The 16,909-nt window shown below is 40.1% G+C and carries 17 protein-coding genes; 6 read left to right on the top strand and 11 right to left on the bottom strand.

Going from position 1 to position 16,909, the window contains the following annotated elements; genetic code table 11:
* Positions 1-67: 67 nt before the first annotated feature.
* On the bottom strand, positions 68-844 hold the full coding sequence (locus tag VRUMOI_RS13265; RefSeq protein WP_089138087.1) for an ABC transporter substrate-binding protein: 777 nt from the start codon (positions 842-844) through the stop codon (positions 68-70).
* Positions 845-905: 61 nt separating this feature from the next.
* On the bottom strand, positions 906-2,030 hold the full coding sequence (gene hisC / locus VRUMOI_RS13260) for a histidinol-phosphate transaminase (RefSeq protein WP_089138086.1): 1,125 nt from the start codon (positions 2,028-2,030) through the stop codon (positions 906-908).
* 225 nt (positions 2,031-2,255) lie between these two features.
* On the opposite strand from hisC, the gene VRUMOI_RS13255 reads away from it, so the two are divergent.
* Positions 2,256-3,155: a LysR substrate-binding domain-containing protein gene (locus VRUMOI_RS13255; protein WP_089138085.1), complete on the top strand. Its 900-nt coding sequence runs from the start codon at positions 2,256-2,258 to the stop codon at positions 3,153-3,155.
* Between the two features lie 14 nt (positions 3,156-3,169).
* Here VRUMOI_RS13255 and VRUMOI_RS13250 read toward each other — a convergent pair whose 3' ends face one another.
* Positions 3,170-3,946, bottom strand: a complete 777-nt coding sequence (locus VRUMOI_RS13250) for a hypothetical protein (protein WP_162598403.1) — start codon at positions 3,944-3,946, stop codon at positions 3,170-3,172.
* Positions 3,947-4,086: 140 nt separating this feature from the next.
* Between VRUMOI_RS13250 and VRUMOI_RS13245 the strand changes: the two genes are divergently transcribed.
* Positions 4,087-4,353, top strand: a complete 267-nt coding sequence (locus tag VRUMOI_RS13245; RefSeq protein ID WP_089138083.1) for a hypothetical protein — start codon at positions 4,087-4,089, stop codon at positions 4,351-4,353.
* A 94-nt stretch (positions 4,354-4,447) separates the two neighbouring features.
* Here VRUMOI_RS13245 and VRUMOI_RS13240 read toward each other — a convergent pair whose 3' ends face one another.
* Positions 4,448-4,639 (bottom strand): hypothetical protein, encoded by a 192-nt coding sequence (locus tag VRUMOI_RS13240; protein ID WP_089138082.1) that lies wholly within the window; start codon positions 4,637-4,639, stop codon positions 4,448-4,450.
* Between the two features lie 209 nt (positions 4,640-4,848).
* Between VRUMOI_RS13240 and VRUMOI_RS13235 the strand changes: the two genes are divergently transcribed.
* Complete coding sequence (locus tag VRUMOI_RS13235; RefSeq protein WP_089138081.1) at positions 4,849-6,345, top strand: EAL domain-containing protein; 1,497 nt, start codon at positions 4,849-4,851, stop codon at positions 6,343-6,345.
* A 125-nt stretch (positions 6,346-6,470) separates the two neighbouring features.
* A complete protein-coding gene (locus VRUMOI_RS13230; RefSeq protein ID WP_089138080.1) occupies positions 6,471-7,253 on the top strand; it encodes a TSUP family transporter in 783 nt (260 codons plus the stop codon).
* Here VRUMOI_RS13230 and VRUMOI_RS13225 read toward each other — a convergent pair.
* The 3 genes from VRUMOI_RS13225 to VRUMOI_RS13215 all read right to left on the bottom strand — a co-directional run bounded on the left by VRUMOI_RS13225 (position 7,204) and on the right by VRUMOI_RS13215 (position 10,225).
* A complete protein-coding gene (locus tag VRUMOI_RS13225; protein WP_089138079.1) occupies positions 7,204-8,049 on the bottom strand; it encodes a LysR family transcriptional regulator in 846 nt (281 codons plus the stop codon). The genes VRUMOI_RS13230 and VRUMOI_RS13225 overlap by 50 nt on opposite strands.
* Before the next feature lie 159 nt (positions 8,050-8,208).
* On the bottom strand, positions 8,209-9,234 hold the full coding sequence (locus VRUMOI_RS13220) for an IS630 family transposase (protein ID WP_110410673.1): 1,026 nt from the start codon (positions 9,232-9,234) through the stop codon (positions 8,209-8,211).
* Between the two features lie 145 nt (positions 9,235-9,379).
* The gene (locus VRUMOI_RS13215) at positions 9,380-10,225 is read right to left on the bottom strand and encodes a LysR family transcriptional regulator (protein ID WP_110410672.1); all 846 of its coding nucleotides are present in this window, start codon (positions 10,223-10,225) and stop codon (positions 9,380-9,382) included.
* 125 nt (positions 10,226-10,350) lie between these two features.
* Here VRUMOI_RS13215 and VRUMOI_RS13210 point away from each other — a divergent pair, with 125 nt between their 5' ends.
* Together VRUMOI_RS13210 and VRUMOI_RS13205 are read left to right on the top strand one after the other, a co-directional pair.
* The gene (locus VRUMOI_RS13210; RefSeq protein WP_110410671.1) at positions 10,351-11,013 is read left to right on the top strand and encodes a glutathione S-transferase family protein; all 663 of its coding nucleotides are present in this window, start codon (positions 10,351-10,353) and stop codon (positions 11,011-11,013) included.
* Between the two features lie 405 nt (positions 11,014-11,418).
* Positions 11,419-12,057: a LuxR C-terminal-related transcriptional regulator gene (locus tag VRUMOI_RS13205; RefSeq protein WP_162598402.1), complete on the top strand. Its 639-nt coding sequence runs from the start codon at positions 11,419-11,421 to the stop codon at positions 12,055-12,057.
* A gap of 44 nt (positions 12,058-12,101) precedes the next feature.
* Here the strand turns inward: VRUMOI_RS13205 and VRUMOI_RS13200 are convergent, their stop codons facing one another.
* The 4 genes from VRUMOI_RS13200 to VRUMOI_RS13185 all read right to left on the bottom strand — a co-directional run bounded on the left by VRUMOI_RS13200 (position 12,102) and on the right by VRUMOI_RS13185 (position 16,866).
* Complete coding sequence (locus VRUMOI_RS13200) at positions 12,102-14,498, bottom strand: fimbria/pilus outer membrane usher protein (RefSeq protein WP_110410669.1); 2,397 nt, start codon at positions 14,496-14,498, stop codon at positions 12,102-12,104.
* Positions 14,495-15,091, bottom strand: coding sequence for a fimbrial biogenesis chaperone (locus VRUMOI_RS13195; protein ID WP_162598401.1), 597 nt, complete (start codon positions 15,089-15,091; stop codon positions 14,495-14,497). The genes VRUMOI_RS13200 and VRUMOI_RS13195 overlap by 4 nt, the downstream gene beginning before the upstream one ends.
* A gap of 29 nt (positions 15,092-15,120) precedes the next feature.
* Entirely contained in the window at positions 15,121-16,146 is a 1,026-nt protein-coding gene (locus VRUMOI_RS13190) for an IS630 family transposase (RefSeq protein ID WP_110410610.1), read from the bottom strand.
* Positions 16,147-16,302: 156 nt separating this feature from the next.
* Complete coding sequence (locus VRUMOI_RS13185) at positions 16,303-16,866, bottom strand: hypothetical protein (RefSeq protein WP_110410667.1); 564 nt, start codon at positions 16,864-16,866, stop codon at positions 16,303-16,305.
* Between the last annotated feature and the right edge of the window lie 43 nt (positions 16,867-16,909).

Genomic DNA, 16,909 nt, shown 5'->3' with positions numbered 1-16,909 from the left:
TAAAATACAAAAGCGATGTTCCTATTAAGAAGCATCGCTTTTTATTCGCAACTATTTTTGCCTTTTATTAATCACCATAAATATCAAAATTGAAATACTTATGGGCAATCTTATTGTAAGTACCATTAGCACGAATTTCAGCAATTGCATGGTTAAACGCTTCCGCTAATTTAGTATCTTGCTTACGCATTGCTAATGCTGTGCCTTCTCCAACATAAGCTTTGTCGGTCACCGGTTCGCCTGCTAATTCAAACCCTTTACCTAATGGCTTATCAAGGAAGGCAAGTTGTAGTTGATCCGCGTTACTGAAGGCAACATCTAAACGGCCACTCTCTAAATCGAGATAAACTTCATCTTGCCCTTTGTAACGTTTGATATTGGCAACGTCACCGAACTTCTCGGTAACGTAATTATCATGAATTGTGCCCAGTTGAACCCCAATATTTTTACCCGTTAAACCAGCTTTATCCATTTTATAACCGGCATCCACTTTTGCGACAAAGCGAGCTGGCGTTTGGTAATATTTATGAGTAAACAGAACGCGCTTTTTACGTTCTTCCGTGATCCGCATTGAAGCCATAATCACATCGGCTTTTCTGGCTAATAATGCTGGGATTAAGCCATCCCAATCTTGAGAGATCCACACACATTTAAAGTTCGCTTCTTTACACAGAGCTTCCGCAATTTCAATATCAAACCCAGCAGGTTCACCATCGGTATTTTTATAATTAAAAGGAGGATAAGTAAAATCGGAAGCAAGACGGACAACTTTTTTATCTGCCGCATGAACCGTACCCATCACCATAGCGCAGCATACGGCTGCAAGCGTTATTAATTTTTTCATCATAAATCCTTTTGTTATTTAACTAAATCCTAGCTATTTTCGTTACTTAGCAAGCTTTGGCTTATTGGTATTCCTGTAAGACTTGTAGTGTTTTGTTCATACTGTTGACGGAACCAATGGAAATTCTGACGCACCCTTTCACACTCGGTTCATTCGCTGGACTACGGGCCACAATACCTTTATTTAATAGGTATTCATAAAAATTAGTCTGGCCTTTAAACCGAATTAAAACAAAGTTGGTGCAAGAGTAGTAAACCTTATCCACCATTGGAAGTTGGCTAACTTCGTTGATAAACCAATCGCGAATTTCTATCAAATGTGTAGTTTGTGCCTGCATCTGTGCTAAACCGGATGAGGTTAATGCCTTTAAAGCAATCTCTGCACTCGGATCGGCAATCGGATATGGCGCCACTAAACGCGCGACATAACTCATCACGCTTTGATCTGCGATTAAAAAACCAACACGAATTGCCGCTAAACCAAATGCTTTCGATAAGGTTCGAATGACAATTAAATGCGGATATTGTGCCATTAAATGCACGACACTACTTTCCGGTGCGAACTCGATATAAGCCTCATCGACCACAACCAATGCCTGATCTTTTGTGCGCTCAAGCAATATCAATAAATCTTGTTGCTGCAGAACATTACCGGTTGGATTATTCGGCGAACACAAAAACACAATGCTCGTTTTCTCAAGCTCGGTGACTATTTTAGCAAGGTCAAGTTGGAATTCAGCCGTCAGTGGTACGACGGCCGTTTTCACCCCCAGCGAATCGGCACAAAACTCGTACATGCCATAAGTCGGTGGGCAAACCAATATTTGATCGTTACCAGGCTGACAAAAAGTGCGAACTAATAAATCAATCGCTTCATCAGCACCGCGTACCGCCATGACTTCACACTCGTCATTCAACTGATGATCCATCGCCTCACAATAAAATTGTTCACAATAACAACGGTAAGCATCCGCAATATCAGAAGGTAAAAAATCTGGATAGCGATTGTAGTGGCTATTGACCCCTTGTTTCTCGTCACCATACTGACAACATGACTCTAATTCATTGGCATTCAGCCACAAGTGATCGGCTTTGTTGGTCATGCCACGCGCGATGCGTCTTGCTGACTGGTAAGGTATGAGTTTTTTTACCGACTCTGGAACTAACTTATCTGCTAATGATGTCATACGCCTCTCTCGTCATGCATATTCAAAACAAAAAACAGCTTAAATTTAATTTTTAATTCTAAATATAAGCATAAATAATCACTTTCTGTTAATCATTGATTCTATACAAACAATGCTTGCAATAAGAAACGAAAAGTAAGCATACTAGCTATGATAAAAAATCATGGCTAATCACAATGCTTGAGACTGTTTGATTTTATTACTATTCATGAACAAGGAACGCTCATGCTAACTCGACTCCCTTCGACTAAAGCACTATACGCCTTTGTGGTAACGGCTGAAGAACTCAACTTCACAGCGGCAGCTAATCGGCTCAATCTCACACAAGGGGCCGTTAGTCGGCAAATACTCTCTCTTGAGCAGCTGTTAGGCATTGCCTTATTCCATCGACATGCCCGCGGTTTATCATTGACGTCAAAAGGCACAGAATTTTTACCTTTAGTTGAGCATACCCTCAATCACTTACAGCACTCCATTGAACATATCGCACATGACAAACGTAAAATTAAACTCAAAGTGCCGAGCTGTATTACTTCATGGCTGTTGCCTAGGTTGATGAACTTTCAACAACAAAACCCTGAGATCGATGTGGAGCTCACCTCTACCATTAACCACAGTGTTAATTTTACGAGTGAGCCCTTTGATGCTGCGATTGGTTATGGCGATCTCAAAACGATGACGCAACAAGATAATCACTTACAGCATCACTTATTATTTGAAGAAATCCTCACACCTGTTTGCGCGCCTAGTATCATTTCGGATCAAGAAGAGATCGCTACAAGCTGGTTAGAACACCAAACATGGTTGCACGCCACACCAGGAAAATCAGACTGGAAATTATGGTTAAAAGCATGGGCGACAGAGCAAGAACAGCCTGAATGGGCAGTATTACAAGGAAAGAAAAATCAGCACTTTGCAACATTAGACCTTTCCGTTAATGCCGCCATTCAAGGCTTTGGTATTGCCATCGGAGATACGGTATTAGCAAAACCTGATATTGAGCTAGGTAAGTTAATTGCCCCTTGTCAGTTCAGTGTACGCTCAGGGAAAGGTTACTTTTTTATACGTCCTAAAGCTCAAGTAAATAGCAATATTGAACGCTTGATGACGGAACTATTAAACTAACCCTCGGTGTTCCATTATCGTCTAAAAAATAAAGAGGGAATTACCAGAATAAGCCACCACCCCATCGATAACAACGCCGTCGCTAATAGGAAACCTGACACATTAATTGAAAAATTAAAGGCTGCGAGCATCCATTGCTGATGAAATAAATTGAAGTAAAAAGAAACCGTCCACAATATGCCGACGGAAAATAAGACAATAACGGATCCTTTCAAGGCATTATTGAAATCACCTCGACTCGGAATACAGTGAAAACAAATCAAACAAGCTAACAATAGAGTCAATGCGTGTTGACGAGAAGAGAGTGCGCTGTGAATGAAGGTTTCAATAACATAGCCACAATAATGCAACGCGGCTGCGGAAACGGTATAAAAATTAGCAACATCGACATTCAAAACAAACGGCTTAATTGTCGGCATGGCTAAGAAATGCTGCAATATCACTATGACAGAAAAGCCAGCCAGAAGTGGCGCGATAGCAATAAAAAACACGCCTATCGATTGATATAATGAGCGTTGATTCCAATTATGATCAACATAACCTAATCGCCCATCTTTCCCTATTTGGAACCAGCTTATTTTATGAATTTTATGGCCAAAAATAAGCGCGACTAATGCATGCGATGCTTCATGAATCGGCGTTCCGACCATGGCGGATAAGTAAAATAGTCCTTTCGACAATCGGTTTTCGATCACTCTTGGACCGAGTAGTTTCATGAAAATTTGCTGTAAACCAATGACAAAAGTCACTACCAACAAGAATACCGCTAAGCCAATCATAATCCGTTTCACTGTCAAAATACTAAAAGGTTATTCTAACGTAGAACGATAGCTAAGTAACTGAAAGTAGGTCATGCAAGTTAGCATTTAAATATATACCCATAGAGTTTTAATGGATATAATCCGTGCCCCTTAATTTCCTTGGATTGTGAATGTTCATTAAACACGGGTTTTCGAATATAGAACTTGCCACCACCGCAATGATTATCTTATGCGGAAGCCCATTAATTATTCCCGCAGTCCATGCGGCAAATCATGTTATCAATCCGCCGATCATTACGACGTTAAAGACCAATTCAAAGGTGGTACGCTCATCGTTATATCATGAGTTAAGAATGTCGGATGATTATCATTATTCGAATGGATTAACCCCACCCGTTTTACAAAGTAAACGATACTCGGTATTAAATGAGATATAGAAAAACAGGCAATAAAAATGGTGTGTAGATAACTCCACACACCATTTTCATATGTTTTAATGTTAAATATCGCTGGACTCAACTCGAGTCACCTTTACTCGTCATCATCAACAAACACATGGCCTTCTAGAGAATATGGTTCACTTTGATGCTCTTGCAGTTGCATCGAATGGCCGCGTATTTTTTTCAACGCTTTCTCTAATTGACTCGCTTGTTGATAATCGCCTTCTGCATAGGCAATGTAGATTTGATGTTCGAGATCTTCAATCCGGTCTTGGTCTGTCATCACTACCTCCCGCTAACTGATTGATTTAATTAAGTCACAAAAAATCGGTTCAAATTAGCTATCAGGCAGAGTGTAGACCATAGTGAAAAAGTTGGTAAATTTTAAACATTGAAACCGACAAATAATAAACTGTGTTAGAGTATTAATTCAATTTACTCGTTAACGTTATTCGCCAACCAAAGTTGGTAACGCTAGGATTATTGCCAATAATGCCAAATACAAAACTCAGCCCAAAGGCATTAAAAAAATTCATTATTACCCTTCTGGTCCCGTTGCCGGTCATTGGATTAATCTGCTTTTTAATTGGCGAGCATACCTTAAAGCTCAATCTACAGCATATTTCTCACTCTTATGTTAACCAAATAGAATCCATTGTTGATGAGTTAAGAGACGAAAATTTACAGGCACTTTATGATGCAGCGACCTGCCAGCAAATTCAAAAAGACTTACTGTTTGAGGCCTTTTTAAGAGAAATGGTGATCATCAAAGATCGTAAGATAGTCTGCTCTTCAAAGCGTTCAGAAATTGAATTGGCTCAAATTAAGCATCGAATGCCTGCAAGTATGCTAAAAAGCGGCGAATACTTATTTGATATTCCTTACGATGAAGGCTCGGTCCGTAGTCTATTAGTGGTCAATCAAGATAAACACAATCCTGACCGATCCGCGATTTCGATTATCGATCAAAGTTATATTGATGTTCGTCTTGGGCTTGATGATGATGACCGCATTTCACAATCCGTCATGACGGTTTCAGGAGAAATCTACCCATCAAATAGCCATATTGAAGCGAACCGATTTCTCACAACGAGCCATTCAACACATTTAAATATTCAGGTCAGTATTGTACCCAGCGCAAAGCTAAAAAATGAGTTATACGCTAACAGTATTTTATTTAGTATCCCTATTTCGCTTTTCTTATCTATGTTATGGCACCTAATTACCTACTGGTACCAAACCAAAGGCTCATTAGCGGAAAAGATTAAAAAAGCATTAAAAACCAATGAATTTTTCTTGGTTTACCAACCTATTATCGATAGCTCGACAACCGAAATTAAAGGGATTGAAGCGCTAATCCGTTGGAATAGCTCAAGAGTAGGATTTATTGGGCCCGATGTCTTTATTCCGGTTGCAGAGCAACATGGCCTCATTAACGATATTACGGATTTTGTTTTAGAGCGCGTCCTCTCTGATTGGAACGAAAACAAAACTCAAAATTTACATATGAGCATTAACGTTCCCCCAAGTTATTTATCGCAAGATGCCTGTTTAGACAAGCTAAGTACTTTTGCTCAACGTTATAAAACACAAGGACTTAAGCTTTGTGTGGAAATTACGGAACGTCAATTACTAAAAGAAAATGATCGGAACGTGTTAAAAGAAATTCAACAAATGGGAGTGGATGTTTCGATTGATGATTTTGGTACTGGGTATACTTCTTTATCAGTTTTGCAAAACAGTGAATTTAACTACTTAAAAATTGACCGATGCTTTATCAACACCATTGGAATTGAATCCGTAAACTCCCCTGTATTGGACACCATTATCAATCTAGGGCATAGCATGAATGTACTCATGGTGGCTGAAGGCGTTGAAACCAAAGAACAAGCGGATTACCTTTTATCGCAAGGGGTTCAACTATTGCAAGGCTATTATTTCTATCGACCTTTATCAATCGAAGACATCCTGGAAACTCTGCAACACTGATTATTCTTATTGATGAATTTTAGGACTAGGTGGGATTCCATCCTTTTACTAATAGGGCTCAAAATTCGGTGATATAGTTCACGCTATTAATCCGAATTTAATCTCCATTATCAGAAGGACAGTAAATGGAACTCTCATTTGAGATCATGGCATTACTCGTCGGCATCGCCGCATTAGCCGGCTTTATTGATGCAATGGCAGGCGGTGGTGGTTTGCTCACGTTACCCGCCTTACTTGCAGCTGGCATCCCTCCTGCTCAAGCCTTAGCCACCAACAAACTGCAAAGCTCATTTGGTAGCTTCTCTGCCAGTTTATACTTCATTCGTAGTGGGACGGTTAAGCTGCAATCCATGTGGCTATCCATCGCATGCACTTTCATTGGTTCCGCCATTGGTGCTGAGGCTGTACAAGTCATCAAACCCGATCTATTGATGAGTATTATCCCAATCGTCCTCATCGCCATCTCCGGATACTTTCTATTTGCCAAATCGGTGACCCCACAACCCGATGATAAACCTAAACTGTCTGAAGCTGCGTTCGCGCTACTCATTGGCACGAGTGTTGGTTTCTATGATGGTTTTTTAGGACCAGGTACGGGTTCAATATTTGCGGTATGTTTCGTGGCAATTGGTCGCTACAGCTTAGTCGCCGCGACCGCTCGAACTAAGATCCTGAATTTCACCTCCAATATTGCCGCTCTCTCCTTTTTTATCATGGCAGGCCTACCTATTTGGGAGTTAGGCTTAACGATGGCGGTGGGGAACTTTCTAGGGGCGCGTTTAGGGGCAAAAGTGGTGCTTGGAAATGGGCAAAAAGTGGTTCGCCCATTAGTGATTATTATGTCGATGACCATGGCGCTTAAGCTTCTGTGGGAACAGCATCAGCAATGGCTACTATCAATGCTTTAACTCGATCATTGCGGTAAGTATTCGATCGACAGCATAAATGTACGGGGCGAAATAACGGTTTTAATTCATCAAAATTAAAGCAATATTTCGCCTCAATTTTTAGCGTTTTCACGATCGATAATGGAACCAGTGCAGGTGCAACGCCTCCCAGGGCAAGTTGAGCCGCCGCGGTGTATGAATCCATCTCCATCAATGGGGAAATACCAAGTTTTAACAATACTTCTAACTGATAGCGGTTAGCGGGATTGGTTAAATCATTGGTAATAATTTGCTTCGGCAGCCCTTCTAATCGGGTTTGACTCACCAGCACAAATGGCTCATCGCACAAGCGTAAAACTTTAAGCCCATGCTGCGTTGGTAAATCGCCGGCACAAAATCCAATCGTGGCTTTGCCAGACTGCACTCGCTCTACAATTCTCGGAGTATGATGAGTACCAATATGAATCGCAGAATCGATTTCAAAATGCTTTCCCATCATCGAAGATAAATACCCTGCCACCAACGTTTCTGAACAATCAAGGCGAATAACCGTCTCGTCATCCAAGTTATGCTGTTCATAGATGCGGCCTTGCAACTCATGGAACGTCGGTTCAACACTGGCAATCAGTTCTTTTGCCGCCGGTGTTAAACGCACATGTCTTCCATCCGGCACAATCAACTTCTTGCCTAATTTCTTCTCTAATAAGGCAATACGTTTACTGACCGCCGACTGGCTAATATAAAGTTGGCTTCCCACTCGACTCATGGTTTTCTCATGACTCAAGACTAACAGTGTTTCAATACCTTCGAGTAACATACAATCCATGCTTATTGGGAATAGATAGAAAGATAATAACCCAGTCGATCATTATCTACGATACCAAGTCAGAAAAATCATTCAGAAAGATAATTTGAATATGCTCAAATAACTTCAAGATGTGAGTTTCAACAAGAATAAAACAAGCTTTATACCCAATTAACTTGAAGATGCAGATTTCATAACCTGAAAATTATCGTTAATTCTAGTCGTCAGTGAGTCTGCAACTTTAGGTAAAGTCACATCAAAAAATCGATTTATTGCATCCTTAAAGGATGCTTTTGTTGGGAAGTAAACATTATTTCTGGCATGCTCATGCATGACCTTCCACAGTCGTTCTATTGGATTTAAATTTGGACTGTAAGGGGGCAAATAATGCAGTTCGATATTGAGTATCCGGGCAAAATCTTTTACCAGCTGACTTCGGTGATAACCGGCACCATCGAGAATGACATGAATCTTTTGCTCTAATGGATAATGTTCTTTTTTCAGTTTCCAAAAGAAACGGGCAATACTTTCACTATTAATTGTTTCATAACTTTCAGTCACAGTTGCAGCGATATCAGCAAGATTCAGAGCACCGACAAAGTTCAATCGTGTACGACTACCCGTCGTTTCAATCACTTTGTCTTGCCCTTTACGGAGCCAACCATAAGTGATTTTGGTCGCTTGACTTGGATGCACAGCATCCAAGAATAAAATAGGCTCGTTTAGTTGCTTCAGCTCTTGATAATATTGAATAAAAGCACCTTGAGCTTCAGGGTTAAACTTATGTGGAACACCTTTAGGTTGCTTATAGGAAAAGCCATTATGGTGTAACCATTTATTCATTCCAGCGACAGTGTAAGTGACTTGGAATTGATTCTGAACGTAGTCAACAATCTGGTAAGTGTGAAAATAAGTATTGTCAGTAAGATGCTCAATTAATGCTATAGTTTCGGCAGCATTGAGTTTACTTTGTGAGCCACCATTTTCAGGCTTCAATTTTTCAGATTGTAGGTAATCATTAATATGGCGTATCACCGTTGTTTGATGAATTCGCAATGCTTGCGAAATCATAGAAACAGACCAACCCTCAGATGCGAGTAAGACAGCTTTAATGCGGTCACATACTCGACGGTCACGCGATGAATCGTGCATCCGTTCGAGTTGTTTTTTCTTTTGGTTGGAAAGTTCAATGTTCATGTTTGCTAGCATGATCCTGTTCAACGATAAAATCAAGCATCTTCAATGATCACGGGTATATGTTGTGTCAGATTTGTTCAAAAAGTGCTTACATTCCCTCGCAAATCTTCCTTGTCTAAAGACTTGGATGATAGCTCTAAATTCTTCAACCTGAGGTCACTTGGGTATATAGATTTCCAAGTTGATTTAAAAACTCCGAATGTAAGATTGGGTGGCCTTTCGCCGAAACTGACAGAACAATATCAACAGCGGGTAACGGTGGCATATCGGGTAATATTTTCACGCTATCGCCAGTGCTCAGTTTTCCCATCGCACCGATCGCTAAACCATGTTCCACTAATCCCCGCTGCGCAGAAGCCGTATTACAACAAGCGAGTAATTGGTAACGAACGCCTCGCTTTGTTAAACCATCAATCGCCGCTGCATGATATTTACAATCGCTTTGAAATAAAGCTAAAGGAACGTCTTCAGCTAGGTTTAACTGGTAGTCATGTGAGGCAATCCAAACACCTTGATCAGAAGTTAACCAATAGCCTTCTTCTGTATTAGGCTGCCGAGTTAAAATCGCCGCATCAAGCTTTCCATCATCGAGCCACTGTCTTAATGTAACACTTGGCTCGCTGTAAATATGTACAGAACACTTTGGCTCTACTGCATAAATAGTCGCCATAAAAGCCGGCAAAATCGTATCATTATAGTCTTCAGGGCAACCAAGCTTTAACGAGCGCTTACCTTTGGTCGATTTCAATTGCTGCAGGGCTTGATCGTGCATGGTGACCAATTGCTTGGCATGGCTACTTAAACTCAACCCTGCTTCCGTCAATACAAGGTTGCGGCCATCTTTCGTAAATAAACTCGCCCCGGTTTCCTCTTCCAACTTTTTCATCTGAGCGCTCAATGCCGATTGAGTTCGATGAATCTGTTTCGCCGCGCGGGTAAAACTGCCAGTTTCAACAAAAGCTAATAAACTACGAAGTGCATCAATATCCATTTGACCTACTCACTTGATCCATCAATGTTTTTAATACCAGATATCAAAACTATCCGTTCGTTATCAAAGAAGCAATCCTTTACAGTAAATCCACATACGGACATACACATCAATAAGGAACGATTATGCAACTTTATATCGGCAACCAAAATTACTCGAGTTGGTCATTGCGCGGCTGGCTTATCTTTGCTCAGCATGACCTCAAAATCGAAGTAATAAAACTCCCCTTATTCAAACCCGAATTTTATCGAACTCTAGAAAAGATAACCCCTACAGCGAAAGTCCCAACTTTAGTTGATAAGCAAGTAGAGGATGAGGATGTAATCGTATGGGATTCACTGGCAATTTTAGAGTACATCAATGAACAATATTTAGAGGGTAGCGCCTGGCCAACCGACCCTCGTCAAAAAGCCAAAGCCCGTGCTATTGCCTGTGAAATGCATTCTGGCTTCACCGCTTTACGTAACGAAACGCCAATGAATTGCCGGGCAACCCGACATGTCGAATTAAGTCAAAGTGCACTCAATGACATCGCCAGAATTGACCAAATGTGGTCACAGCAAATGAACGACTATCCAGATGAGTGGCTGTTTGGTAAATGGTCGATAGTCGATGCCATGTATGCACCCATCGCACTACGCTTTCAAACTTACCAAATACCACTTTCTGATCTGGCACGTCAATATCAACAAAAAGTCATCACTAGCCCAGCAATACAGAGATGGCTCTATGAGGCCAGTCTAGAAAGCGATATCGTGGAAGAAGATGAAGCAGGGGAAGCTATCTAAACATTATTTTAACCGTCACAATTTCCCTTTTAAAGAATCATACTTTTTTAATTAAGTATTTAAAAAGTATGATTCAATATAACGATTATATTATTAATTAATTATCACCATTATAAAAAGGAAACTAAAGTTTAATAGAAACACAACAAATAGCACTTTAGTTTTATTTTAACACAACGAAAATCAACTTAAGTTTATATGTAATTAAATTAACAAAAAAACACACCCCAAGTCACCAACAATTAAAAAACACAGTAAAAAATAGAAGCCTTTGAAATCCCTAAACATTAAACATTGAAAACAAAAAGCAAACATCAGAATGTGTTTTTATCATTAATAAATAATTGCGAATAAGAATATATGCTCTATATATAATGAATGTATTATTATTACCAAGGGAATATAATGAAGAACATGGATGTCATGCTACTCTCTACTAGTTGTATTCAGAGTCAATTAATGAAAGAGTTACTATCTGAGTCTTTAGGGCCATCAATCACACTTGTTAACCAACATACCTTTGCTTACCATGATTGGAATAAGCCAGCATTGATCTTGGTCGATCTCGCCAATTTGCCTACGTCCAATCAGCCATGGGAGTTATATTTACGTGGTTTTAAAGATAATATCAGCACGGTGCTACTTAATACTCAAGACAGTATTTCCGCACAAAAATTATTACAGTGGCCGAATGTGTATGGATACTTTTCTCATTATGAAGATCAAGAAACACTCATCAGAGGCTTAACTAAAGTATTAAAAGGGGAACATTGGATACCGCGTTCGATGTTGATTGAAATGCTACTCTATCTTCAATCGATAAAACCAATCACCACGACATCAATTGAATTAACCAGCCGAGAAATTGACGTCCTTAATTTATTATCCAACGGTAAAAGTAATACGGAAATAGCTAATGAACTTTTTGTTAGCGAGCACACAATAAAATCTCATTTATATAAAGCATTTAAAAAAATCAATGTTAAAAACAGAGTGCAAGCTAAAAGGTGGGCACGATGCCATTTACCCTTATATGACGGATAAAATGGACCGTTCGGGTAGTATCATGTGTAATGAAAGAGATAAATTTATCGAACCTTGACCGTTAATGGATCTAATTGCACAAACATACCATCAACAGATTGTGCATCATCAATATAAACCGTTTGAGATTGGTACTGTTCATCGTAAAAGCTGAGTTCATATTGTCCTTTAGGGATCATGTCGAGCTCAAACTCGCCTTGCATACCAGTATAAAATGGGAAGCTTCGGCTGCCATCTTCCGAGACAAACTCCCCCACCACATCGACTAAAGGCTTGCCTTGAACCTCTAATTGCCCACTCACCAATAAACCTTTAATCATTTCTAAATTCACACTAGACCCTCGGCGCAACCCTCCTTTTACCACAAACTGTGAAAATTCTAATTCTTTATCAAAGGCCAATTCGCGAGTATTGACTTCGATTAGCCGCTCACGACGATTACTCACTTCCGTGACCAAGCTCTTTGAGCCACCTTGCGCTTTCGGCACAATCGAAACGCGGCCATAGTCATTTTTAACGAGTCGATAATCGTCATCTTTATCGTCTAACGTCACAATGCTAAAGCCAGAACTGACCGGTGATGTCCACGCAACATTGGTACCAGAAAACGCAATTCCGGTTTCTAACCCAACACTACCGACTCGAGTTCTATTTTCCGTATCAATTTCATTATTGGAGCTGAGTCTAATATTACCGTTTAAGTAATCGCCATATTTCTTATAATAAAAATCGGCACCGTCATACTCTTGATCGCGTAAATTGACGGTGCCCCGCCAGCTTTGATCAAGACCATAATGATAAAACGATAACGCATTCTCACTGTGCTCTTTGTTTGAGTCATATCGGGATGACACACTAAAACGCTGATCAAAAAGACTGATCGGAATATTGGCAGAAATGGCAAAACTTTCTTCACTGTCGCCATTGGTTTCTTTCCAACGCAAGTTCAGCCCTAAACTCAAGTAATCCCATAATCGATAGCTGGTATTCAGCGCTAATGAATTCTCAACATTGACGTTATCATCAAAGCGAGAATACCCATTAAATGACATATAGCCATTTTTCATCGGTAAATTGAGCCCAGTACTGAAGCGAATATATTGCTGAGTCTGATAACCAATAATTGGCTCTTGATAGCTATATTCATAACTGATATTTGTGTTATTCAATGCGCCCCAAGCGGTTTCAGGCAAGTAGTAGCTCACTTTTCCTTTATAAAAATCACTTTCCTGGGTTTGCTTTAATCCCGTTTCTAAAGTGAGAAAGTTATCCCCTACCGCAAAGTTATGCAGCAAATTATAATCTTGTACATCTTGTTGCCATTCCACTTTGGGAGAAATTGTCCACCAGCTTGTTAAGCCATACGACAACACCATCTGCGCTGCGGGCACTTCATCGTTAAGCTCTTTAACGCCTTCGTCGTTGTAATACTGAACATAGCCGGCGGTCCACTGCGTTTCTAGCGAACCCGCTAATAAAATCTCGGGGACATTGACTAGGTTGTAATATTTCACAACCTCTGAGCCACCTTGGTCGATGTAACTCACTTCGACTTCATTCACGCCATTGTCTATCGGCAAATCGCGTAAATTATATTGTCCCGGAGCTAAACGAATACGGCGAAAATCTTCACCGTTGATCTTTATCGTCACAATCGACGTCGATTCTAGAACAATCGGTACCGAATTAGGGCGATAGTAGTCACGTAGATATTGAGGTTGATAGGAATAGGATAGGCCAAAAATATCACCCGGATTGAGCTGCTGAATTTGCGTATCAGAATAGTAATCACCAACTTGAATAAAGCCGTAATTATTCGGTAAATCATACATTAAACGAGAAGCATCACGCTGGATTCGCATTTCCTCTGTCATACTATTTCGAGAGAAAGTGTGCCCGTCTTCAAGGGTTAAAGGCCCTAAAGCAATCCCTGTACGCAACGCTAAGCTATCGGAATATTGCGATGTATCATCCAAATTATGGGTATGAGTATAATAAAAATTGAACACCCCACTGACGGGGCTTGGCTCAATCATTCGCACGTTTTTGGCGTACGCTTTTTTAGACGAATAGCCACCAAAAGGAATGTCGATTTCTTCAAGCTGTTCTGCCGGTATATCAATCGTAATGATCAACATATCTTCATCGAAGTTCGCACTCCAACCGAGCTTTTTCAGATCACTTGCGACAATCCGAGTATCCATAAATTCTTTTACAAGTTTGGTTTTGATGCTGTCTAGAACAAGAGGGGAAACTTTATCGACAAACTCTCCACTATCGAGCTGCCAATCTGCCACGTTTTCATTGGATAAGTAAGCAGTGATTTGTACTCGCTTGGTCGGCAGATCAACATCAATGGGCATTGGGATTCTATCTTCAGCCCACGCACTCATTTGCCCACTAAGTAAGCAAAATAACGCAATAGCAGCCCAGCGTTTCATTTTTCAAATTCAAGAATATCAATCGAATTAACGCTCTGTGGAGCAATGCCAGATTTGATGGGAAGCACTACATGAGACTTCGCGAGCATATTAATCGTAGGCAGTGCATCTTTATAAGTCACTTCACCACTAGAACCTTGGTTAAACACTAATCCCCAATTATTGAGTACCGCGTGTTTATTCCCTAGATTTTGAATATAAATCTTACCGGCATCCATTTTAGCCACGAGATTATGTTCGGCTTTTTCTGGTGTCACGTATACGGAAGTGACAAATTTATAATTAAACTTCACCCCTTCTTGTTCACCCACCGTGATCGGTTCAAAAATCACTCGATAAGAACGCTCATCGGGTATCGCCTTTTTCCCTAAGTACATCACTTTAATTCTTTTCGATTGACTTGGATTCAATATGATTTTGCTCGGGAAAATTCTTAATTCTTTAGTTTCTTTATTAATTTCTCGCCCCATCGAATCCATCGTCCGATAATAGGTTTTAACCAAATAGGTTTGTTGCTCACCAGATTTATTTTCAATGGTATAACTCGATACTGGTTTTTTTATATCTATATCCATTGAAAGTGGTGTGATCATGACATTAGCTAAAGCTGATATATACCCAATCAACTTGAAGTTGCAGGTTTCAATACTTGAAAGTTATCATTAATTCGAGACATTAGTGAACTTGCAACTTCAGGTAAAGTCACATCAAAAAATGTATCGATGGCACCCTTAAAGGATGCCTTTGTGGGGAAATATACATTGTTTCTTGCATGTTCATGCATCACCTTCCACAGTCGCTCAATTGGGTTTAAATTGGGGCTGTAAGGAGGCAAATAATGAAGCTCAATATTCAGCATGGTTGCAAAGTCTTTGACTAACTGGCTACGGTGATAGCCTGCACCATCTAAAACAATGTGTACTTTTTGTTCTAATGGGTAATGTTCTTTCTTAAGTTTCCAAAGGAAACGAGCAATATTCTCACTGTTTACCGTGTCGTAATTTTCAACAACCGTGGCTGAAATATTATTTAAGTTTAAAGCACCAATGTAATTTAACCGAGTACGGCTACCCGTGGTTTCAATCACTTTATCTTCACCTTTACGGATCCAGCCGTAAGTGATTTTGGTCGCTTGGCTTGGATGCACAGCATCCATAAATAAGATAGGCTCGCCGCGTTGTTTCAGTTCACGATAATATTCAATGAAAGCGTGTTGAGCTTCAGGGTTAAACTTATGAGGAACACCTTTAGGTTGTTTGTAAGAAAAACCATTGTGATGTAGCCATTTGTTCATACCAGCAACCGTATAGGTGACCTGAAATTCAGACTGAACGTAATCAACAATTTGATGAGTATGAAAGTAAGTATTCTCAGCGAGGTGCTCAATAAGCGCCATTGTTTCCGCTGCATTGAGCTTACTCTGAGAACCGCCATTTTCTGGTGTGAGTTTTTCAGATTTCAAGTAATCATTGATATGACGAGTAACGGTAGTTTCATGAATTCGCAAAGCTTGCGAAATCATAGAATTTGACCAACCTTCAGACGCAAGCAAGACCGCTTTAATGCGGTCGCGCACTCGACCATCACGCGCAGAGTCATGCATTCGTTCGAGCTGTTTCTTCTTCTGGTTGGATAATTCTATTTTCATGTTTGTTAGCATGATCCTGTTAAAAGATAAAATCAAGCATCTTCAATGATCACGGGTATAGAAAATAGCGAAGTAATAATAAAAAATATTATTTTAAACATAGTGCAACCTTAAATAATAAAGAGGAGGAAGCCCCCCTCTTTTTATTTTACAAAACTATAAAGCGACAAGAGAAAAGGTAATCGTTTCGGTGTAGTGACCACTACCTGCATTATCAAACGCACCCGCAGTTGTTTTTAAAATGAGTTTGAATTGTTGTTCACTTGGATCATAGACTGAAGTAAATACACCATTCATGTTCGCACCGCTGCTATAAGTAAATGGTGCATTGGTAGCTTGAAGGCTCGTTCCATTCTTAACCTCAGGTGTAAGCGTATAACTGATGGTATCTCCACCATCACTATTAAATAACCCACCATTAGCGAGGCTGACATCAATGTTATAGCCATCATTAGAGTTACACTTTACCGCCCCACTGATCGTTTGTGGATTTTTATCAGTAATATTATTCAGCTCTAATATTTTATTATGTCCCGCACTTAATTCTGCGATTTCACCAAGCGATGTGTCCGTATCACCGGTTGCCAGTAAACCAATATTACATACTAATGGCACCGCATGAGTAAGTGTGACTGACGCTGTATCATTACCATCGGCGAATGCATTCGACGACGCTGCAGCTAAGCCGAGCATCGCAAGTGTTATTGCTGTTTTTTTCATAATAATTCCTTTTACCGTTTAACGGATGTTTTCATAAAAGTTG

This window comes from Vibrio rumoiensis, from assembly GCF_002218045.2.
In the GTDB taxonomy this organism is placed as follows: domain Bacteria; phylum Pseudomonadota; class Gammaproteobacteria; order Enterobacterales; family Vibrionaceae; genus Vibrio; species Vibrio rumoiensis.
Note: the sequence above shows the minus strand (reverse complement) of the source record. Positions and strands in the feature narration are given on the sequence as shown.